At 45.1% G+C, this 21,422-nt stretch carries 23 protein-coding genes; 7 read left to right on the top strand and 16 right to left on the bottom strand.

Annotated features, from left to right (window positions below; genetic code table 11):
• Positions 1-1,158: 1,158 nt before the first annotated feature.
• The 3 genes from QUA10_RS05500 (at position 1,159) to QUA10_RS05490 (ending at position 4,402) form a co-directional block, all read left to right on the top strand.
• Positions 1,159-1,884, top strand: coding sequence for a PEP-CTERM sorting domain-containing protein (locus tag QUA10_RS05500; RefSeq protein WP_333082490.1), 726 nt, complete (start codon positions 1,159-1,161; stop codon positions 1,882-1,884).
• A gap of 1,014 nt (positions 1,885-2,898) precedes the next feature.
• Positions 2,899-3,735, top strand: coding sequence for a cyanoexosortase A (gene crtA / locus QUA10_RS05495; RefSeq protein ID WP_333082491.1), 837 nt, complete (start codon positions 2,899-2,901; stop codon positions 3,733-3,735).
• A gap of 169 nt (positions 3,736-3,904) precedes the next feature.
• On the top strand, positions 3,905-4,402 hold the full coding sequence (locus tag QUA10_RS05490; RefSeq protein WP_333082538.1) for a 2TM domain-containing protein: 498 nt from the start codon (positions 3,905-3,907) through the stop codon (positions 4,400-4,402).
• A gap of 356 nt (positions 4,403-4,758) precedes the next feature.
• Here the strand turns inward: QUA10_RS05490 and QUA10_RS05485 are convergent, their stop codons facing one another.
• The 9 genes from QUA10_RS05485 to QUA10_RS05445 all read right to left on the bottom strand — a co-directional run bounded on the left by QUA10_RS05485 (position 4,759) and on the right by QUA10_RS05445 (position 11,232).
• On the bottom strand, positions 4,759-5,778 hold the full coding sequence (locus tag QUA10_RS05485; protein WP_333082540.1) for a CHAD domain-containing protein: 1,020 nt from the start codon (positions 5,776-5,778) through the stop codon (positions 4,759-4,761).
• Positions 5,779-6,171: 393 nt separating this feature from the next.
• On the bottom strand, positions 6,172-6,510 hold the full coding sequence (gene petJ / locus QUA10_RS05480; RefSeq protein WP_333068405.1) for a cytochrome c6 PetJ: 339 nt from the start codon (positions 6,508-6,510) through the stop codon (positions 6,172-6,174).
• A 125-nt stretch (positions 6,511-6,635) separates the two neighbouring features.
• A complete protein-coding gene (gene psbV2 / locus QUA10_RS05475; protein ID WP_333059362.1) occupies positions 6,636-7,136 on the bottom strand; it encodes a photosystem II cytochrome PsbV2 in 501 nt (166 codons plus the stop codon).
• A 154-nt stretch (positions 7,137-7,290) separates the two neighbouring features.
• Positions 7,291-7,779 carry a photosystem II cytochrome c-550 gene (gene psbV, locus QUA10_RS05470; RefSeq protein WP_333035576.1) on the bottom strand — a complete coding sequence of 163 codons (489 nt, stop codon included), beginning with the start codon at positions 7,777-7,779 and terminating at the stop codon, positions 7,291-7,293.
• Positions 7,780-7,924: 145 nt separating this feature from the next.
• Positions 7,925-8,116, bottom strand: a complete 192-nt coding sequence (locus tag QUA10_RS05465) for a translation initiation factor IF-2 (protein WP_333058460.1) — start codon at positions 8,114-8,116, stop codon at positions 7,925-7,927.
• Positions 8,117-8,496: 380 nt separating this feature from the next.
• The gene (gene accD, locus QUA10_RS05460) at positions 8,497-9,447 is read right to left on the bottom strand and encodes an acetyl-CoA carboxylase, carboxyltransferase subunit beta (RefSeq protein ID WP_333082493.1); all 951 of its coding nucleotides are present in this window, start codon (positions 9,445-9,447) and stop codon (positions 8,497-8,499) included.
• 122 nt (positions 9,448-9,569) lie between these two features.
• Complete coding sequence (locus QUA10_RS05455; protein WP_242719282.1) at positions 9,570-9,791, bottom strand: DUF2007 domain-containing protein; 222 nt, start codon at positions 9,789-9,791, stop codon at positions 9,570-9,572.
• A 61-nt stretch (positions 9,792-9,852) separates the two neighbouring features.
• Positions 9,853-10,683, bottom strand: a complete 831-nt coding sequence (locus QUA10_RS05450; protein WP_333082494.1) for a prepilin peptidase — start codon at positions 10,681-10,683, stop codon at positions 9,853-9,855.
• A gap of 288 nt (positions 10,684-10,971) precedes the next feature.
• Positions 10,972-11,232 carry a hypothetical protein gene (locus tag QUA10_RS05445; RefSeq protein ID WP_333082495.1) on the bottom strand — a complete coding sequence of 87 codons (261 nt, stop codon included), beginning with the start codon at positions 11,230-11,232 and terminating at the stop codon, positions 10,972-10,974.
• 88 nt (positions 11,233-11,320) lie between these two features.
• Between QUA10_RS05445 and QUA10_RS05440 the strand changes: the two genes are divergently transcribed.
• Positions 11,321-12,898 (top strand): adenylate/guanylate cyclase domain-containing protein, encoded by a 1,578-nt coding sequence (locus QUA10_RS05440; protein WP_333082496.1) that lies wholly within the window; start codon positions 11,321-11,323, stop codon positions 12,896-12,898.
• A 243-nt stretch (positions 12,899-13,141) separates the two neighbouring features.
• Here QUA10_RS05440 and QUA10_RS05435 read toward each other — a convergent pair whose 3' ends face one another.
• The 4 genes from QUA10_RS05435 to QUA10_RS05420 all read right to left on the bottom strand — a co-directional run bounded on the left by QUA10_RS05435 (position 13,142) and on the right by QUA10_RS05420 (position 15,784).
• Positions 13,142-13,651, bottom strand: a complete 510-nt coding sequence (locus tag QUA10_RS05435) for an N-acetyltransferase (RefSeq protein ID WP_333082497.1) — start codon at positions 13,649-13,651, stop codon at positions 13,142-13,144.
• A gap of 232 nt (positions 13,652-13,883) precedes the next feature.
• The gene (locus QUA10_RS05430) at positions 13,884-14,948 is read right to left on the bottom strand and encodes a tetratricopeptide repeat protein (RefSeq protein ID WP_333082498.1); all 1,065 of its coding nucleotides are present in this window, start codon (positions 14,946-14,948) and stop codon (positions 13,884-13,886) included.
• 184 nt (positions 14,949-15,132) lie between these two features.
• The gene (locus QUA10_RS05425; RefSeq protein ID WP_333082499.1) at positions 15,133-15,399 is read right to left on the bottom strand and encodes a hypothetical protein; all 267 of its coding nucleotides are present in this window, start codon (positions 15,397-15,399) and stop codon (positions 15,133-15,135) included.
• 91 nt (positions 15,400-15,490) lie between these two features.
• Positions 15,491-15,784, bottom strand: a complete 294-nt coding sequence (locus QUA10_RS05420; RefSeq protein WP_333082500.1) for a hypothetical protein — start codon at positions 15,782-15,784, stop codon at positions 15,491-15,493.
• 239 nt (positions 15,785-16,023) lie between these two features.
• Here QUA10_RS05420 and QUA10_RS05415 point away from each other — a divergent pair, with 239 nt between their 5' ends.
• The gene (locus QUA10_RS05415) at positions 16,024-16,956 is read left to right on the top strand and encodes a LysR family transcriptional regulator (RefSeq protein ID WP_333082501.1); all 933 of its coding nucleotides are present in this window, start codon (positions 16,024-16,026) and stop codon (positions 16,954-16,956) included.
• Positions 16,957-17,109: 153 nt separating this feature from the next.
• Here QUA10_RS05415 and QUA10_RS05410 read toward each other — a convergent pair whose 3' ends face one another.
• Together QUA10_RS05410 and ispD are read right to left on the bottom strand one after the other, a co-directional pair.
• Entirely contained in the window at positions 17,110-17,433 is a 324-nt protein-coding gene (locus QUA10_RS05410; protein WP_333086189.1) for a hypothetical protein, read from the bottom strand.
• Positions 17,434-17,518: 85 nt separating this feature from the next.
• On the bottom strand, positions 17,519-18,205 hold the full coding sequence (gene ispD, locus QUA10_RS05405) for a 2-C-methyl-D-erythritol 4-phosphate cytidylyltransferase (RefSeq protein WP_333082503.1): 687 nt from the start codon (positions 18,203-18,205) through the stop codon (positions 17,519-17,521).
• A gap of 172 nt (positions 18,206-18,377) precedes the next feature.
• On the opposite strand from ispD, the gene QUA10_RS05400 reads away from it, so the two are divergent.
• Positions 18,378-19,340 (top strand): glycosyltransferase family 9 protein, encoded by a 963-nt coding sequence (locus QUA10_RS05400; RefSeq protein WP_333082541.1) that lies wholly within the window; start codon positions 18,378-18,380, stop codon positions 19,338-19,340.
• A 138-nt stretch (positions 19,341-19,478) separates the two neighbouring features.
• Here the strand turns inward: QUA10_RS05400 and QUA10_RS05395 are convergent, their stop codons facing one another.
• On the bottom strand, positions 19,479-19,688 hold the full coding sequence (locus tag QUA10_RS05395) for a hypothetical protein (RefSeq protein ID WP_333082505.1): 210 nt from the start codon (positions 19,686-19,688) through the stop codon (positions 19,479-19,481).
• 360 nt (positions 19,689-20,048) lie between these two features.
• On the opposite strand from QUA10_RS05395, the gene QUA10_RS05390 reads away from it, so the two are divergent.
• Entirely contained in the window at positions 20,049-21,422 is a 1,374-nt protein-coding gene (locus QUA10_RS05390) for an AAA family ATPase (RefSeq protein ID WP_333082506.1), read from the top strand.

Genomic DNA, 21,422 nt, shown 5'->3' with positions numbered 1-21,422 from the left:
GAGTAGTAATTATCACAAGTTTATTAACCATTTTGATGGTAGCAAACACGAACGATCGTGATTAGACCCTGCAGAAAGTCTACAAATTAGCGATCGCACGCACACATTTTTTTGACGGCAAGCTACTCAAACCCTTACTGCATCAAGTATTGCTACTTGCTTATCACCCGTTAAACCTTCGGAGCGAGCTTTTTGAGAAAAATAATATTAACCAATTTTTAGCGAAAGCAGACCCACAAATAGAATTATTAGTCCCAACATTTTTAGATAACAACCACCGCGCCTTCTACGGTAGACGCAGGGCTGTTTCATTCTCTTGTAGGGGCTGCCCCTCGTGGCTGTCCCCATCCCACCAAATGCTTAAGAAATTGTGAAGGAATCGGGTCCGCATTCTTGGTACGACCCGTACAAAAAGCTGCTTTTCATGAGAATGAAACAGCCGTAACGGTAGAGGCTTTCCGAAAACTATGTCGTAGAAAGTCGAGTCGTCCCTTTACTCGGCCAAAGTTCCGGCGTCACAGATAATAACGAGCACCGAAACCATTCCTCTCCAAACTGAAATATTGCACCATCATCAATAAGCCTGTTTTCGGCGGGCTCTGCTGCCCGACCCCTACTCCCCACAAGAAAACTCATTCTTTGTGGAACGGGCCGGAGAGCCGGTTCTTGGTAATGGTGCAATATATAAGTCTAAATGGCGCTTGTTGCTGAATCCGAAAGCGAGAATCGACCCACCGAATACGATCCAAGATTTTGTACTAAGTTATAGCCCACATTCTGCCACTTCAACTGTCACCATCGGTTTTTATCTATTTTTACCCAGCAATCAACCTCTCACTTAAACTTTTATACCGTACATTCACCGATAAAAAACTTTTAAAGGGCATAATTTAGAGTTTAGAAAGAGTTTTATCAGTAATTATGCTGTGTGACAACCCAGTTTAGGAAGCTGGGTTAGAGATTTTTAAAAGAGAGTAAAGTCAGGACTAAAATCCGGGTGGCAGCACCCCTATTTTTTGATGCACGCCATAGGAAATAGCTAGCTAGAAGCCATCAATTTAGGCATTTTGCCGAAATCCAATAAGAGTATTCCCAATCTTCATAGAATCTTTATCAAAACTACTTGCATTAACTTGTGCTTCGGTTTAGATTGAATATGTGAAAGAAAAAAACCAGCTTCCAGTCAACTTAAAAATAAAGGTATCAACCATGAAATTCCAATTAAACTTAGTCAAATCTATTTTAGCTGTTGCCGGTGTCGCCGCTGTTAGTGCAGTATCTGCAGCACCTGCATCCGCCTTCAGCTTTGGTAATATCGCTGGTGGCGACACGGTTGGAGACGCTTATGCTAAGGACTTTAGCTTTACTGTTGCACAGGATGGCTTAAATAAAGTTCTGTTCAACATTGCCAATAAAAATACATCCGTACCCGGCATATTTATTGGTTCAGTTTACTTTGACACAGGTTCTAATAGCAATTTATTGAGCGCCTTTGGCATTGATGTTGGTAATACTGGCAGCGTTGATTTTAAAGATAATGGAGCTGCTAATATGCCACAAAGTGGGAACCTTACTGCTTGGTCTACTGATTTTTCAGCTACGAAAAATGGTTCTGCGTCTAACGGTGTCCAAAGTGGTGAAGTTTTGGGATTGAGCTTTAATGGTAATTATGCTAACGTAGTTTCCGCGTTGAATGCGGGTAGTTTGAGACTAGGGTTGCACGTCCAGGGTATTAATGGCGGTAGCGATACTTTTGTCAGCAGTATCAGCACTAGCAACACTGAAGCTACTCCTGAACCTTTAACAATGCTGGCTGCTGGAGCCGCTGTTGGGTTTGGTACTATGTTCAAAAAACAACGCGCTCAGGCTCAAAAGGCTGAATAGGCGATCGTTTCAACTGGTTTTCCATCCTGGCTTGATGTCAAACTGATTATTTTATGAGAGAACTAAAAACCTGGTTTCACCAAGAAACCAGGTTTCTTATTATCTAATAGTGCGCCACCGTGAAAACCCCGGACTTGGAAGCCGAGCTCAAACACATTTGCAGCGCTACGGCTGTTATTAAGATATATAATTGAGTCCTAGGAATCCCGTCTATCAACTAGGCATGGAAACCTCTTAGAGGGCGAGCAATGTCCGCAACCGACTGAGCCGAATTGATGCGGCACAGTTCAAGGATCAATTATCGCTAGTTGGGTGGCGTAATTACAGCACCCCAGGGTAGTGATATTGAACGTCAAGTCGCCCCTAGACAGCGCATTTAAGAACTACCATAAGGCTGTTTCTTAATAATTTATCTAAAGACACTGAGATTCTTTAAAAGGAGATAATCACCATGGATCATTGCTAGAGCTCTCACTCGCTCAGCCTTATTTACTCAAACCTCAGTGTCACGCCATCCGCTGTACCAATTGCGTCTACTCTCAAGAAACCCAAGCCTCATTAAGACTACTTATTTTTAATTATTGTTGATTCACTTCCTTGTTAGTCTTTGCTTACAGCGCCTGAGTAAGCCAGTGCTAGGCATCCAACCAATCATTTCGAGTAGCCGTCTTTTCAATAGGTATCCTAATCCTGAGCTATGGGTTGCATCTGAGTTTCACCACCCATCAAATTCCTGAGTGTCTACTAACCTCATCTCAAAGATTTACGGCACTTAAAATCGTCCGAGTCCTTGCCGTAGGAGGGTTTCAAGCTAATGAGTTTTCCAGCTCCCCTACTATTTTTATGATATGATCTAACAATAGTCTAGACTGTTTTTAGTTCGTAGTCTGAAACCCTCGATTTTTCGTTGGTACTTTGATTGCCGAATCGCCTTGAAACCCTTATTGTACGGTTGGCAATCAAAAACTGTCCGAAGTATGGCTCTCATCAATCAACTAATAACTAATATCTAAAATGTTCAAGAGAAAACTTTTTTGGCTCATCATTATCGCCACAGCTTTAGTAACTCTGAATATGACACTCCTGTGGAAACTGGACGATATTGCTCATTTTTGGATGAGTATAGTTTTTTGGTTCGCTGTGGGTTCCCTGCTTTGGGATAACCAGGATATTCTCAAACAGAGTGAGATAAAAAGTGACCTATTATCGAAAGTAGCAGGGACGCTATTAATAGCTTTTATTTTATTTAAAAGTGCTGTGGTTTCCAGTAAATTCGATCCTTTTTTAAGACTTGCACCTTTTTTGTCGGGTTTAGGTTTAAGCCTGCTTGCGGTAGGTTTTCAGAACTTAAAACTATATTGGCGTGAATTGGTAATACTATTTTTTCATGGCACCCCCAGTGTCCTTACGTTACCTTTAGTGGATTTTATTACCTCGCTTACTGCTAAATTTGCTTATTATTCATTGTGGTATGTCGGTTTTAATGTAACACGTGACGGTAATTATGTTGCTTTACCGACAGGAAGGGTGTTGGTAAATGGGGGTTGTTCGGGTATAGAGGCAATGAATTACTTACTAGGTTTAGCTGTAATTTGTTTGTTGATGTTTCCTACTAAACAAAATAAGGCTTTGGTAATAGGTTTCGCTGTCATTTGTGGTTTTATTATTAATGCTTTTCGGGTGGCGGGAATGGCTTTGTTAGTTGCATCTAATCGCCTAGATTTGTTTAAATATTGGCATGAGGGTGAAGGTTCTTTAGTGGTGGGAATGATTGCGGTGATTTTGTTTGGGATATTTTATCAATTTATGTTGAAACGAGATAGCAAACTTAGTCAAAGTTCGGGAAATTAATTAGTTGCAATTTGAGGAAATATATCAGTTATTTGATTTCCCCTTCCATAGTCAGGAGTCTCGATCGCTCAAATGTCCGGGTGTTGAAATCCGCCAATGTCACTACCTGCCGTTTAACGGCGTCTATCTCTATCATAGAAAGGATGTCAGAAATTATAGGAAACCTGTTATGGCGACAAATGAAAGTCAAATAAATCAAATTTACGGTTCAGAGGATGCTCAAGGTATTTTACAGCTTGCGATCGCGCGGCGACAGGATGAAGGGGAATTATCTAGAGTGCAGCTTTTCGAGATTGCAGCGGAATTGGGCATTTCCGAACAGGATATTGTGGCGGCGGAACAGCAATGGTTAGCAACTAGAGGAGAATTTCAAGAAAAGCTGGTTTTTAACTCTTACCGTCGTCGCAAATTGCAGAAAAATGTGACCAAGTACGGCATTATCAATAGTTTTCTAGTTTTGTTTAATCTAGCTGGATCCCACGAGCTTTCTTGGTCGCTGTTCATTTTACTAACGTGGGGATTGGGATTGTCGCTAAATGCTTGGAATGTGTATCAAACTGAAGGGGAAGATTACGATCAAGCGTTTCAGCGGTGGCGTTTGAAGAAACAAGTCGGAGAGTCTATTGGTACTGCGACGAATAAGTTTATGAAGTGGTTGCAGTCGTGATTTGCTATGGTAAAAAACGCTATCGCCCTTTCTTTTACTTCACACTGGTGAAGTAATTCGGATTTTAACTCGTTACTGAAAAGAGTAATTAGACCTCTTGCAAAAGTCCTTTTAATAAAATTGTGGAACTGGCAAGATGCCCATTCCACAAGAAAAAATGTTTTTTTGAACGGGCATCTTGCCCGTCCTAGTTATTTTTGAAAGAGTAATTTTAAGGTTTTTTCTTGAACCTATCCCTAAGAGTGATCGCCCTTGATTGAGTTACACAATGAAGGACACTGCAATCCCGTGTCCCTACAAATATCCCTCTTTTAGTCCCTCCCATCAGTCGATCGCACTCTCTCCTCGCGAAAAACCTAACTTTCCTGGGGCAACTTTCCCTTAGCAGCATCTTCAACCACAGGATGAATTAAAGTAGATCGCAAACCTTGCCGAATTTCCGAACTCAAATACCTGCGCTGCAAAATCTGCCATTTTTGCCAAGCTGCATAGCGATTTTCGGCCAATAAACCAGCCAATTTCGGCAACTCTTTTTTCAGATCGCGATCGACAAAATCTGTCAGAAACTCGCCTAAAACTTCACTGTCTTGAATATCGCCCAAACATTCCTGAATAGCTTTGACATCTTCGACATAAACTTCGTAAGTCTCGCTGTAAAAATCCCCAAACAGATTCATCAAATAGCGAACCCGCTTAGCTTGCTTCCGCAAATCATGCAGAATAGTTCCCTCGGCTGCTAACTTCTCTTCGACAGCCTCAGCATTTAAATCATCAACAACTTTAACTTTACCATCTTCATATTCTGTACCCAACAGCCAAGCCGGATGCAGGAAAAACTCACTGACTTGAGGTAACAGTAAATCTGGCAAAACCTCAGCAATTGGCAAATGTTCGATCGCCTGAAACTGCGGTTCTTCCAACCAATCGTCGATCGACTGCTTTAGCGATTCGTAGCTTTTGTGCTCTAAAATCGCCCTCACCCCTTTCAAAGCGCGGTGTCGCTGTTTGAGCAAATTCAACAAAGCCTTATCTAAAACTTCCTGTTCTTCAGTCGGCAAATTCTGGTAATAGCGGTTTTGGAGACTTTCGAGCATCACATCCAAATCCCTGAGAGTTCCCAGAATCCGCCCCACCTTACCAATTTTACGTTCAGAAGCCTCTTTTGGCCAATCTAAAACCGGAGCAAAACCAGTCACAGCCGATCGCAAACGTCTCAATCCCACGCGCATTTGATGAAGTTCTTCCGCGTCTTTGTCTTTGATAACTTCAGCCTCGTGCGCTACACTTTTGCGGAAATATTTCTCAATCGCCCCAGATGCAGCGTCTCCGAGAGTTTTAACTTGAGTTTTAACTTTTGCTGATGTTTTTACGTTCATGGCAGGTGTAGATTCCACTTTGCAGATCGACTTTAATCTCGATTTCAAAGCTTTGCTAATAAGGGGTTATATCCTAGCACACACTTTTAATTTAGGAATCGCAGCCACAATAAATCTTTATATAAAATGCTTGACAATTTCTACTAAATCAGCATTGAGCAATCTTCAATCTAAAATCTTCAATCTTCAATCTTCAATCTTCAATCTAAAATAAAATTACCCTCCCTCGCCCTTGAGCTAATAAAAATCGGATTTCTGGCGCGCTTTCCCCAATAGGTTAAGATCGCTGCAAACCGATATTTATTCGCCAAAGGGTGAGAGAGGGTGCGATCGGGAGGACAAGTTTTAAATTAAATCAAACCCGCCCAGGTTTCCCGACTTCAAAGAGGCAGTTTAGCCTTTCCAGTCTTTCTCAGATTGGGAGAGCACGTAGGTTGCTACATCCTCAATTTGTTCGGGCTTCAACTTGGCGCCGAAAGCAGGCATAGCATTTTTGCCCTTAGTTACCTGAGTGGTAATAGCTTCGAGAGAATTCATACCGTACTTCTCAAGAGCTTCCTTTTTCAAGGTTTTCATGGCCATAACCACGTTGCCGCCACCGATGTGACAAGCAGCACAGTTCGAGCTAAAGATTTTAGCTCCGTTAGCGGCATCTCCTGCCAAAGCAGGGCGGCCAAAGCCAACAGTAAAAATTGCGATCGCTAACAGGGCGATCGATAAGAGTCTTTTCAACGCAGTTCTCCTCTAATGGACACGCAAAGGGTGATTCTTTAGATATTTTACCTGTTAAAACAGGCGCGATCGCGCAGTCGTATCGCCTTCTTTCGAGTAATTTACCACTTTTTGGCAGTGGCAGTTCAACTCTCAAAATTCTCCACGCCCCAGCCCGGAGCTTTCTGAGCAGCCCGGATCACAAAAGCCGCTAAATTTTCAATCTCAGCCTGTGGCATCCAGCTTTCCGGCACTTGGCGGCACCAAAAAGTCTCCTCAGTACCGTCATAAGTCATCGGTTCTCTCAGATACCCCACCAGACTATTGATGTTGTTGCGGGGAGGCGTTGCCCCCTTAAGGTCAGCCAAAGACAGAGATATCGTCGGATCGGGCAAATTAGCTCCTCCGACGTGACAATTCAAGCAATTTTGCTCGAACAAAACTTTGCCCGCAGACAAATCCTGAGCCGAAAACAAGCGAGTATGTCCCTCAGAGTCCAACTCCAGAGCCACAGGTTCGCTGGCTTGTAAATACCTATTCACGTAAGAATCGGCAGCAGCCAAAACAGGTTGAGGAGCCAACAGCACGATCGGCAAAATAATTAACATCCCCAACAGAAAGCAGACAAAAGCACCACGACGCAGCATGAGGGACTACAACCTTTTGCGAGAATCAATGAGCCGGAGGTAAATTTTAGATTTCAGATTTTAGAGCGAAAAACGACGAGCCAGCAATTATTGCCGAACTTCAGCCCTCTCCCAATCCAAAATCCAAAATCTCAAATCTCAAATCTAAAATCGATTAGCGAGCGCCTTTGCCACCAGCCCACTGCTTGGAGACAATTTTTGGCTGCAACAGAATGTGACCGGCAATCGCGTACAAATCGTCATCCGAGAGATTTCTCATCTCAGCGAAAATATCTGCACTCTTCATGCTCGGATGCAGTTCCGAAATTTCCTCAAACCCGTCATAAGTGGTGGGATTTTTCATAAAGTCCACCAGCGACTCAATATTATTCCGGGGCGGGTTAGCCAAAGCCAGAGTTTCCGGGCTCAAATTCACGTTCGGGTCAGTTTTTGTCATGCCCGCAGCGTGACATTGAGCGCAAGCCGAATTGAATAGGCGTTTGCCTTGCTGAACTTGTTTGAGGCTCAGCACTACCGGAGCACCCTTGTCATTCAAAGTCACAGTGCGAAGTTCAGGACTCAGTTCGACAGCCATCGCACTGCTGACAAATAACTGAAAGCTCAAGAATACAGCGGTCAGAGCAATGAAATATCTTTTAAGCATGGTTCTCCTTAAAAAAATCCGGCAAATTATTGAACGCTAAGAGAGTATAGCTGGCAAACAGATTTGTGTTCAAAATTCCCTCTTTCTGCAACAACTGGCGAAAGTTGGTGCAGCCATACCTTTAAAGGTAGAGGAATTTTGCGATCTAATCTGCAAGAAGTTTTGAGTCGCGCCTTTTTTCGAGAGTGGACATAATTGCCTTAACATCCTCCAAAGCCAAACGGGTTTGAGGGTGCTTGTAGGCAATTTCCAACTCATCGCACAAGCGGATCACTTCTTCAACAGGGACGTTGAAGTCCTCTGCTATTTCTGCGATGGACAGGTCTGCAAAACCCATAATTTTTAGGTCGCTGACAGGTCAAAATTGAGTTGACGGCTATTAACTGAAAGCCGGACAATTTCAGAAAGCGCTGTTAGCTTGTTCTGTTAGTTTGTTCTGAGATTTTGTTCGATCGCAAGCTAACTAACCGCTAACTGCGACTAGGCATTTTTGCCCAGCCTAACTTCAGCGCCAATCAACTTCCGATCAATATCATCCCACTGCTGGGTCGTTATTACCAATAGGAGTTGCGCGGGCGGGGTTAAAAACCCCGTGTCTGCGTGAACGTCTCGTTAACAAACTCAATATTTTTGGTATAAGCCAGGTTTTTCGCAATTCCTCAGAAATTTCCCTCTGTGCCCGGGACTCACCAACAGACAATCCTCCGGCGCAGCAGCTTAGGGAGAAAGTTTGAAAGCGTGAGTCTGCGGCGGCAAAACGTGGTTGTCGCTGGCTTCGAGGGCGGGGAATTCTGAGTCTGCCAAGAAAGGCTGGGGCTGGTGGAGGCTGATGAGCTGACCAAGAGTTTTCTTTAATTGAGTCCGAGGTACAATCAAGTCTACAAAACCGTGGGCGAAGGAGTATTCGGAAGTTTGATAATTTTCCGGCAGCTTTTCGCGCAGAGTTTGCTCGATTACCCGGCCGCCCGTAAAGGCCACAGTAGCTTTTGGCTCTGCAATTATAATGTCTCCCAGCATGGCAAAACTGGCGGTGACGCCGCCGGTGGTCGGGTGGGTCAAAATCGGGATGTAAAGCAGTCTCGCTTCCCGGTGGCGTTCCAGAGCCCCGGAGATTTTAGCCATTTGCATCAAGCTGAGCATTCCTTCTTGCATTCTCGCACCACCGGAAGCGCAGACAATGATTACGGACAAGCGTTCCCGCGTGGCGTGTTCGATGAGGCGAGTTAGCTTTTCTCCGACTACTGAGCCCATGCTGCCGCCGATGAACTGAAATTCCATGACTCCGAGGGCGACTGGCAAATTTTCGAGTTTGCCGATGCCTGTTTCTACGGCGTCTAGGTGGCCTGTTTTTTCTTGAAATTCTCGGAGTCGATCGCTATATTTTTTGCGATCGCGAAATTTCAGGGGATCTGTGGCGTGCAGTCTTTCGTTAATGGGTACCCAGGTATTGGGATCGATCAACTGCTCGATGCGATCGTCACTGTAAACTCTGATATGATGCCCGCATTCCAAGCAAACCATTTGATTTGCTCGCAGGTCTTTGGTATAACTCAGGGCATCGCAAGCTTCGCATTTATTCCAAAGCCCGTCCGCAATTTCTCGTTCCGGCCGTTCTTGGGAGTTCGGTACTGATTTTCGTCGATTTGCAAACCAATCAAATAGAGACATTAAAACTTGGTAATTGGTAATTGGTAATTGGTAATTGGGAATTGGTAATTAGTAATTGTTAGTTGTCAGTTGCTAGTTGTCAATTGCTAGTTGTTTAGTGACTAATGACTAATGACTAATGACTAATCACCCGATTCAGACTCATCTTCAACGGGACTGATGAGGAGCGATGCAGTTCGCTGGTGTTCTGGAAGAACTTGCAGGGCTGTAGCACTTCCAGCCCCTAAATAAGATGCTATGCCCAAGTCTACAATCCGGGCCGGTATTTCATGAGCAGCTAGGAGCTGCTGCATTAATTCCGCTTCCCAACGAAAGCTAGTGGTTGTAAGTGTAATCCAAGACACGGAACAATTTTACCAATTTTTGAGACAATATTATGTCCGATCGCGCCTGACTACCTGCCGATCAGAAACTAAAATTCGGGAAAAACAACTGCAAGTAAGTAGATAATATGGCTTCGCCCCACAGAGCTGTAATTGCTGTACCGAGAGCCAGAAACGGGCCGAAAGGCATGGGTTGACGCCGATCGAGCAAGCCGAGGGCGATCGCCCCGCCACCGGCAAAAGCCCCGGCTATACAGGCGATGAATCCCGCTAGCAGCAAGTATTTCCAGCCCAGCCAAGCTCCCATCAAGGCGGCCAATTTGGTATCTCCGGCGCCCATAGCATTCTGCCCCAGGCCGATCGTCCCGGCGAGTCCGATCGCGTCAAACAGCCACAACCCGACAACTGCTCCGGCGATGCCATCGAGTACCAGATAGTGTATCGAGTCGATCAAACTAAAAGTCGGCCACCAACCTTTCGCCACCTGGAAAACCAATCCGAGCACCAAACCCGATCGAGTTAAAGAATTAGGCAAAGTCATTGTATCGCAATCAATCAAAGACAAAGCCAACAACCAGCTAAACAAAGCCCAAAAGCCCAGAGTTTGCACTGTCACCCCAAACCGCCAGAAAATTAACAAAAACAGCAAACCCGTAGCTGCTTCCACCAGCGGATAGCGGACTGAAATCCGACTGTGGCAGTGATTGCAGCGTCCCCGCAGCCACAGCCAACCGAAAACGGGTATATTTTCGTAAGTTCTGAGTTGATTTAAACATTTGGGGCAGCGAGAAGGAGGGTTGATCACCGACAAACCCGCAGGCAACCGATAGACTACCACATTTAGAAAGCTGCCAATAGCCGCTCCGACAATAAAGACGATCGCCATGACAAGGCAATTAAAGATAATTTCCATTAAGTTGACTGTTGTCTGTTGACTGTGGTTATTTATTAATTGTTAGATATTGTCCGGTCAATTACTCATAAGGTTTGTAGTAGGGACTTTAGTCAAGAGTCAAATTCTGAGGACTTTAGTCCTCACTACAAACCTATTTTTTGACAATCGTTCGAGCCAACATAAATATTAGTTGTCAATTTCCCAATCCCCTGTTTGGCCAATGCCCAATCCCCTGTTTGGCCAATGCCCTGTTTGGCCAATGCCCAATGCCCTGTTTGGCCAATGCCCTGTTTGGCCAATTAGCAATTAATACATTTGAGATTCAATTTCGTCAAAAGTAACAAAACGTTCACCGGGCAATAAAATCGGCTGCGAAGCAAAAATTACCTGGCCTCGATCGCTTCCTTGACTGACAACTACACCCGCCGGACGCTGCATCTGATCGGAATGCACTTTCAGATACATACCATAGGCAGAGCGAGCAGCTCGGATCAAATCGGGAGCTAGCAAGCTGTGACTTTCGGAAGTTTCTATCGTGGGTTGTGGGTTGGACTGGTATAGAGTCACTGGAAACTTATCATAATGGTATAGGTCGAGTTATTGGTGTTGCCTCTAGATTGATCGAACTTACCCTATTTTTTAAGAATAAACTTAGGTGGAAATTATTAATAGATTAACCTACAATCCTCCCTTGGCTGCGATCGAACTGCGGCTGCGATCGCTCCTTTCGGCTCAACTGTACGCTGCTGCGTGGGTAGATCCTTCCCCGGCAACGCTCATGGGGGTTTTCGAGCACCTGCGAACTCTGCGCTACATCCTCCACGACTACGTACCGAGGCTCGTGTCCGAATCTCCGCCCAATCCGGGCGAGGTGCGCTACCAGTGGCAAACAGGCACCTTACTGTTCACGGATTTGGCAGGGTTTACCTCGCTGTTGGAAGCGAATGCGACCCTAGGGCGCAAGGGAGCTGAAAGCCTGCTGGGCGTGATTAACGACTATTTTGCCTCGATGATTGAAATTGTCAGCAAATCGGGCGGGGATTTGCTGGAGTTTACCGGAGATGCGATGCTGGTGCAGTTTCTGTCAGGAGTTTACCAAGAGGATACAGCCAGGGCGGTGCGGGCGGGTTTGCGGATGCAGCGGGCGATGGCTGAATTTGCCAATATTGAAACGGCGCGGGGTGTTTTGTCTTTGAGGATGCGGGTGGGCATCCATTGCGGTCGCTATATTAGTGCTGACATCGGTACCCCGCTGCGGATGGCCCACGTACTGCTGGGGCATTCAGTGCAGCAAGCCAAGCAAGCTGAGGGTTCTGGAACTGTGGGGCGGGTGTGTGTGACGGAAACTGCTAGAGAGTCTTTGGGAGAGCAATTTCGTTTTGAACCCGGGAAACCGGGTTATTTTTTGGTGGCGGACGATTTCACGGACGATCGACTCGGAGAGTATGATATCACTTTGACTGGGCGGCGGATGCCGAGTTCGGTCTTGCTCGATCGCAGCGTGGCGGGCTTGGTAAAAGAAATCGGGGAAGCTGTGAATCGGCTTGAACCCCTTGCTAGTTATATTCCCAAAACTATCCTGAGACTGCTGGTGGAAAATGCAGACAGGCGGAAAATTCCGCCGGATTTTCCTGAACCGACGGTGATGTTTGTCAACTTGATTGGTTTACCGGAGTCTGTGGACAAAGCTTCGCTAGAGGAAGAAGTCAATCTGATAGTGGCTTTTTCTCGGGTGTTTGCGTCGATTGATGCTGTAGTCTCAGCTAAAGGAGGCGTGTTGCAAAAAGTAACGGCGCACTTAGACGGTTCGGATATGTTGATTTATTTTGGCGTACCTGACGCTCACACAGATGATGCCAGCCGCGCGGCTAGTGCGGCGATTGCGATCCGAGATCTGATTGTAGGTTGGCCTCTGGTAATTATCGCGGGTGAAGAAGTAAAAGTAAGCTGTCAAATTGGGCTGTCGCGGGGGCCGGTGTTTGCTGCTGAGGTTGGGGAACCGCGAGGGCGCAGGGAGTTTAATATCCTCGGCGATACGGTGAATACGGCGGCTCGGTTGATGAGCAAGGCGGGGGAAAACCAAATTTTGATTGCTGAAAGGGTGTATGAGTCGATCGAGCTAAACTTTATTTGCGAGGCTTTGGGATCTCTTGCTCTGAAGGGGAAATCTGCTCTGACTCCGGTGTTTGCTTTGCAATGTGCAAAAGGGGAGAAGGGAAAAGGGGGCGTTTAAATAACTTTCCTGGGTAATAGTTGTAGAAGTTTTATGGTTCACAAAGGCAAGTACAGCACAACCATTTTCCACTGTGAATACTAAAGGTTATTTTTATAATTTTTTACGATAGATCACGATAAAAACCGCCACTGCGTCAGATCAGTTCCGGTTGCATCGGAATGATTTAACCGCAGAGAACGCAGAGAACGCAGAGGGAAATCAGAGAGAGATGAATAATTCCGTCCTTCATCGGAATTAATATCACTCGCATAGACTAAACTCCGATCGATACTTCACCGTGCCGCTGCAATCCTGCAAAGCTCCACTTTCTAACTCCAACACCATAAACGCTTCATCGGGCACATCATATTCACATTTTAAGCTCTTTCTACTAGCAGGAATAAACCCAAAACGCGGATAAAAATCTGGATGACCAAGCACAACTACTGCCTGAAATCCCGATCGCCCGCATTCTTTTAAACCGTGCTGGATCAGCAGCGTTCCTATACCTTGCCGCTGATAGTTGGGTAGAACTGCGACTGGCGCTAACCCTAGAATCGACAAATTCCTGGAACATTTTCCTTCCACGACAACCGGACTGAAGAAAATCTGTCCGACAATGCGATCGGATTGTACCGCAACGAAGGAAAATGTAGATGCAATTCCCCGCAATTTATCGACTAAGTTAGCCTCATTTTTTCGCCCGAATGCCGCAATATTAATGTTGCGAACAGCTTCTACATCTTCTGGCTTTTCGGTACGGATATCCATAGCTTAGATTAAGTGTTGTGCAGCCGCTCTGGCAGACCAATTACTACAGAAACTGTTTCTATCTTGCGATCACGCTTTTAATCAAATTATAGCGCCCCTGAAGCCTTTTTCCTCTTTTTTAGTTATTATTTTTGGCAATCAATTATACAACGACTTGCAGATGAATGTCAAATCATCGCCAAAGTTGATCGCTTCCAATCTTCACGCCCGATGCGGAACCGCTTAATTCTCCTTATTGCGGTACAAGCTGACTGGAAGACAATCGCTTAATGCCCTCCATCGCTGTAGTTTCTCCGGCTTTGTCACCGCCCTCACGAGCAATTTTTAAAGCTTCCTCGTAGGATTCGAGAGCTTGAGCATTTTGACCGAGACTTTCATGAATTGCGCCCATATTGTTGAGCAAGCGTCCGATACTTGTCTTGTCACCGATTGCTTCTAACATCGGTATTGCTTGCTGAAAATATATCAGCGCTTGAGTATCTTTGCCGAGTTTGCGGGAGGTAAGTGCCATGTTGTTGAGGAGGCGGCCGACGCCAGCGCGGTCTCCGATTTCCCGGCGAATTGCTAAAGCCTGGTGGTAAAATTCCATCGCTCTATTAAAGTCGCCGATGTTGTAGTAGACGCCACCCATATTATTGAGGGTACGGCCTAAATCGCGTTTATCGCCCGATGCCGTGCGAATCGTCCGCGCTTGCTGATAAAATTCGATCGCCTTGGCGTAATTTACCTGTTCTGCGTACACGGCCGCGATGTTGTGGAGGGATTCTCCAATTTCAATTTGATCGTCGGTAGTTTTGGCAAGTTCCAAAGCTTCTTGGTGCAGTTTCATCGCTTCGGAAAAATTGTCCCCAATCCGGTTGACGAAACCGATGAGATTGAGAGTGCGCGCGATACGACGCCCTCCGCTGATTTCTCGGTGAATGACTAAAGCTTGCTGCAGAACTTCCAAAGCTTTGGGCCTCAAACCCATTTCGCCATAAACTTCCCCCATATTGTTGAGGGTTTCTCCGATTCCTGCTTGGTCGCCGAGTTGCTTGCGGATTGCCAAAACTTGCTCAAAAGTCTCGATTGCTTCTCGAAACAAACCCTCGCGGTGCTGTTTTACTCCTGTTTCAAAGAGTTCGTCTGCTTGCGTTTTGGGGTCAGTTGCCTGAGCCTGGTCGCTCGCTTGGGCGCGCCTGGCATTTATAATTGGGGCATAAGCGCGGGCGTCTGAAATTGCCAGCAAGCTGAGTGCGGGCGATAACACAATACTTATAGCTGCGAGATAGCTGAAGTGATAAGAGCGGCAGTGCACCGATCGAGTCCTCCAATAGCTAAGTGATAACTATTAAGATAGAGCTTTTTGGGGTGTTCCTGCCGAATTTTTTCTCAATCACTAGGTTCCGATACCAGTTTCAAAAAAGAAGGCAACTGTAGACCCGTGCTTCAAACCCATACATCATCAGTCGTTCCCAATTCTTCAATCCAAAATCTAAAATCTAAAATCGCATGACTGGGTTTTTATCTTGCCAGACGGCCATAATCAGCGGCATATTGTTGAGAGCGGATATGACAGCAAAGTTTTTGCTGGGTGGAAGCGATACTTTTTCAGAATTTTGCAAGATGATGTCCTGTTGGTCAACCGTGATCCAAGCAATTCCTGACAAAACTTGAATTTCTCGATGAGTTTGAGGCAATCGGTATACCTCGTTTTCCATCAGAATAATGCGATCTGGCGCTGCACATTCGGAAGATATTTGAAGCATAGCATCTCCTACTTGGTAATTGGTAATTGCTAATTGGTAATTGCTAATCGAGGGCTGTATTTCACTTCATTTCCACGCAACCCACACACTACTATTGGTAATAACGCCGATCGATCCAAGCGCGCATTTCATCATCCGTTGCCACACAGGTAGAGCGACCTGTAGCCCGATCGCAACCGTGCCACCAAGTGTTACCATAGTGATCGCACGTCTGCCAAATTCTCAGTTCGTCCTCACTAGAAATGAGGTAGAGCAAAAACTGCCCAATTTTATTGATAGCTGAAAAGAGAGATAGCCCTTTATGTTTTTCGGATGTTCTAGCTCGATCGGCAATCGAAACAACTTGAGTTTTGGGGGTATTAATCCAATTTTTGCAAGTAGACATAACCAACACCTTTAACTTATAACTTTCACAAAAATTGCACTAATAAAGTTAAAAAAAAAGCTGACAAAAGCAATATTATTATTGCAATTACAGCACACTCTTGTTGGCGTGCAACTTTTGTCCAAGTCAATCTCTTACCTAACACATTAACTTTAACTCTCCGGGAATTGACAATCAAAGCATTGCTTGCATAGATTGTATGAATAAAATAGATAGATTGACATCTCAGGCAAAAGGCTATGAATGAAATCAATACCCGGCGGATGAAACTCTCTCAAATTCAGGCTTTGATAGCTGTAGCAGAGTGTGAAAACTTTAGCGAGGCGGCTTTGCAATTGGAACTTTCCCAGTCAGCAGTCAGCCACGCCATCGCCTTTTTAGAAACAGAATTGGGAGTGCAGCTATTTCACCGGGGGCGACACGGTGCTCAACTGACGCCGGTGGGGCAAAGGGTAGTGAGTCACGGGCGTCAAATCGTGCGATCGTTAGAAATGATGGTAAAAGAAGCGGATTTAGAAAAAGGTTTGCAGGGAGGCCAGGTACGGATAGTTACTTTTCGGAGTGTCGCCACTCATATCCTACCGGGTATTATTGCTAAATTTCGCAGTTGCTTTCCCAAAATTACGGTCAGCATTACCGAAGTTTATTATACCCAAGCTGTGGAAGAGGCTTTGCGATCGGGCAAAGCAGACATCGGCTTTGTCTCTCTTCCCATCTCCGATGAATTTGAAACTAGAGAAATTTTGCGGGATAAATATCTGGTTTTGCTGCCGCCGAAGGCGCAATGTAAAACTGCTAAGATTACCTGGGAAGAATTAGCGAATTATCCGCTGATTTTGCAGCCGATTGAAAATGCTTGTTCGATACCGCTTCGCAAGTATTTGACAACTGCGGACTTTCCCATAAATATCGGTTACGAACTCAGCGAAGATTCAACGATTGTCAGTATGGTGATGCAAGGTTTGGGTGCAGCTATTCTGCCCCGTTTGGCCGCGGAACCGATACCATCTTCGGTGAAAGTTTGCAGTTTACCGTCGGATTTTGAGAGGGTAATCGGGGTGGCTGTTTTGCGGGATGGGCTGTTAATTCCGGCCGTATTTGCGTTTTTGGATTTAGTTAAAAGTGCTCCAGAGGTTGATAGTGAGGGTGAGTTTCCGATTAATCCTTCATGAGAAACCTCAGTCAGTTGTTATTGGTTATTGGTTAGATGGGGATTTTGTTACCGCGATATCAGCGGATGGAGACAGATGAACGCGGATGGGATTTTATCTGCGTTCATCTGCGGTTTAAAAACAATGGTCTAAAATAGTGCGATCGCTGATTGCCTATTTCATGCGCTTAGCTACAAGACTAGAACTGTCGCCTTGGTGGAATTTGATTCGACCGTCTACCGAGTTTTTATCCTTTAATTTGAGCCAACCGCTACCAAAGGCAGGATCGTTCTCATCATTCCCGTCCCATGTAAACTCAAATCGCTGATCCTTTCCATCTTTTATGACTTCGCCGTCAATTTCACCTGATACTAAACCGAATTGAAATTCTCCTGAACCTGTTTCATCAATCTCGATATAGGCTTCAACTTCCATGTCCAAATAATCGCTATCCCACATGGCCATCTCTGTGATCCGCCATGTACCGCTATATTCCATTGCTTTCATCCTCCACTTGTATTACAGATTTTTTCCTAATGACGACAACATAGCCGAGTCGCATTCCCCATTACACAATTCAAAATTATTCCCCGTGTCTCTGCCGCAAAATAAATTCCGCTAGTGCTAAATCTACGGGTGTTGTGACTTTCAAATTCGTCTCTTCTCCCTCCACAATTTGCACTGGTAAACCGCATTTTTCAAACAAAGCTGCATCGTCTGTAACTTCCCAACCTTTCTGTCGCCCTTCTTCGTGACACTGCTTTAACAATGTCACTTCAAATCCTTGGGGAGTCTGGGCTGCCCACAAATTGCTTCTGTCTGGGGTGTCTCGCACGATCCGACGCTCATCTACGACCTTAATCGTATCCTTGACCGGGATGGCGACAATCAAGCCGGGACAGCTCAAGAGGGCCTCTGCAGAGCGATCGAACAATTCAGCAGTTGCCAAACACCTCGCGCCGTCGTGAATCAATACTCGATCGGCATTGGGGGGCAAAGCCTGCAAACCGTTGTAAACTGACTCTTGCCGGGTAGCGCCACCTTGAATCAGTTCCACGGGCTTAACCAAAGATAAATCGCTCAGAATTGCTTTAAAATCAGGAAAATCGTCTGGCTGACCCATGATGCCAATCCAGCTAATGTGCTGCGAAGCTTCAGCCGCAGCCAAAGTCCAACTCAGCAAAGGTTTAGAGAGCAAAGTCAGCAGCAGTTTGTTCCGCTGACTCCCCATCCGTCGCCCCGAACCTGCTGCAGGAATTAATAAGTGCATTTACTAACCGTTTTTAACCCAACTAGATATATATAATAAGAGCGTCCTGTACTTTTGAGTCAGTTGTTTAGCTGTCAGCCAGTAGCTTTTAAGGTCTAGAAATACTATAAGCTGATAGTTGAGAGCCGATCTCTGAGAGCTACCTCGATCAATAATAGCCCGATCGTTTATGATGCGAATACTAGCACTTGTCCCTGGCGGGATTGGCGACCAAATTTTATTTTTCCCCACTCTTGATGACCTCAAGCAGTCTTATCCCGACGCGCAAATTGATGTCATTGTCGAACCGAGGGCAAAAAGTGCTTACCGAGTCTGCAAGTCTGTTAAAGAAGTCTTAACTTACAACTTCAAAGACCGCAACGCGATGGCGGATTGGGGCAATTTACTGGGCGTAATTCGCGATCGCGAATACGAAGCAGTGATTTCCCTTGGCCAGCGCTGGACTGTAGGGCTGCTGCTGTGGCTGACCGGCATTCCGCAGAGAGTTGGCTATTCGGGAACCAACGGCGCTCGATTTCTCACTGCTGCTGTACCGCTGAAAACTGAACAGTACGCCGCCTCAATGTACCACGATTTGCTGCAAGGATTTAACATTACAAATCCTTGTCCGCCAGTGGCAATTAATGTACCAAAACAGGACATTCAGTGGGCGGAAGCCGAACAGCAGCGGTTGGGCGTAAAAGAAAGCGGTTACATTCTAATTCACGGCGGTTCCAGTCAATTAGCTGTGTCTAAAGGTATTGACAAAATTTACCCTACAGACAACTGGAAGCAAATAATTGAAGATTGTCAGCAGCGGCAGCCGAATTTGCCTGTTGTTGTTGTGAAAGGGCCCGAAGATGCAGAGTTCGTGACAAAGTTAGTCGAGTTATGTCCAAAAGTAAAAGTTATCTCGCCGGATGATGTCGGCAAGTTGGCTGCCACCATTGCTGCTGCTAATTTGATGATATGTACTGACAGTGCGCCGATGCACTTAGCTGTGGCGGTTCAAACTTATACAATAGCTTTGTTTGGCCCGACTGAACCGGCGAAATTGTTGCCAAAGAGCGATCGATTTTTGGGCATTAAATCTCCTACTGGCAAAATGGCAGACATCTCTCCTCAAGATGTTTTGAAGAAGGTTTGGGGCGGCTAAAAACTAGGATATCTAAGTCAGGACACGGCCGTGCCGTGTCCCTACAATTAATTGGAGGATGGTTGAATTTATCATGGAGTGCGATCGATCATTTTGGGGGTAGGGAAACGGCATTGCCGTGTCCTCCGTCGCCTAGATTTAGCTCCCTTTTCGTCGATCGCTCTTTTGCTGCAATACCTTCTTCTTTTCCTTAGATTGAGCATACTCAATTCTGCTAAAACCTATCAAGGCCTTGGCGGAAGCAGTGAATTCATCCACTGAGATTTTATGAGAATATAGAAGTCCTACACCTACCATGAGAATCACGGCTGGCAAGGATCTGACGGCACGGTTAATATTGTGGTTCATAACGATTTGCTCTTCTAAATAGTGTTTCTATAACTAGAATACTGGAGCAAAAAGGGAGACTCAATGGCAGATAGGGCGAGTTTTAATTTGTGTTCTGCCCTAAAATTTAGGGCAGATAGGGCAGGAGATTAAAACCTATCTGCCCTAGTCAGAAACAAGTAATTAAATTAGGATTTACGCATGGGTTCCAGAAACCGGGTTTTTCCGAAATACTTCGTTGTAGCTCGTAGATCCGGGGAAAAACCCGGTTGATCAGCCTCGGAGTGCGTAATAAATATAGAATGTAAGTGCGATCTAACTGTCCAACTGTCGAATTATCGAATTAACTAAAAAACTAACAACCATACCTAAAAACCTACTATGCGCGAATCCGATAAAGTTCAATCGAGTCCAACTGGAAAAATCAAGCTCAGAGAATCATACCAAGAAGCTGAGTTGACGATAGCAAAACTAGCGACAAAAGCTAAGGTTGGTGAGGACACACTTAAGCGCTTACTCGGTACAAAACCATGTCCTAATGGTGTAGAAAGATGGCAAGTTACCAACATAGCTAAAGCATTAGGGATAGAACCAACAGATATTGTTGATCCAAAAGATTGGAATGCCGAAAATTCGCTGCCGCCCGAGTTTGAATCACTTATATCAGAAAAAATTAAAACCTTTTGCGGCCGACGATTTGTTTTTAAGGCTTTTCAGGACTTTATCACCGAAAATCCTCACGGTTATTTTACAATCATCGGGGATGCGGGAATGGGCAAAAGTTCGATCGTTGCCAAATACGTCTCCGAACATAAATCTCCCTGCTATTTCAATATTCTGGTAGAAGGACGCAACCGACCAGAATTGTTTTTGAAGAGCATTCGCCAGCAATTAATTCACCGCTATGAATTGCAAAATTCAGCAGATGCAGATTTACCGAAGTTACTCGCAAAGGTGGCGGGAAAACTCCCTGCTGGCGAGCGTTTGGTAATTGCGATTGATGCACTGGATGAAGTCGAACAAGAACTGGGAGAAAATCTTTTACATTTACCGACAACTCTGCCAGATAACGTTTATTTCCTGCTGACTAGGCGACCTTATCACCTCGGTAAAAAGCGACTGTCTGTATCTCCGGGAGTTCCGGTTAAAGAATTAGATTTGAGAGATGACCAGTATGTCAATTTTAATCAAGATGATATCAAAGAGTATATTCTATTTGTTATAAATGCCGATTCTGACTATAAGGAGGGACTGAGAAAGTGGATTCAAGAGCGGGGCATTCTTGATGCAACTTTTGTCGAACAATTGGCAAACAAAAGCGAAAATAATTTTATGTATTTGCGCTATGTTTTGCCAGCAATTGCTAAGGGCGATTACAATGACTTAAGTTTAAAGCAATTGCCAGACGGGCTGCAAGAGTATTATCAAAACCACTGGGTGCGGATGGGGCTGGAAGCTAAGCCTGGGCAATTGATGGAGATTGTCTTGTATATTTTGTTAGAGATGAACACGCCGATTGACTGCGAGATGATTGCTGGAATTGCTAAGGAAGATGAATGCGACGTAAAAGCGGTTTTAGATGAGTGGGTGGAGTATTTGAAAAGGCAGAATGTAGACGGAGAAATCTGCTACGGCATCTATCATGCTAGTTTCCTTGACTTTCTGAAAGCAAAACGGGAGATGGATTCAAAGCGGAAGCTCTTTCGCGAAGTAAATCAACGGATTACTGAGTATTTAGAAAAGAGGATGGCGTGA

Origin of the sequence: Microcoleus sp. Pol8_D6 (genome assembly GCF_036700965.1) — a bacterium.
Taxonomy (GTDB): Bacteria; Cyanobacteriota; Cyanobacteriia; order Cyanobacteriales; family Microcoleaceae; genus Microcoleus.
The sequence above is the reverse complement of the archived record's forward strand: the minus strand, read 5'-3'. Positions and strand labels throughout refer to the sequence as shown.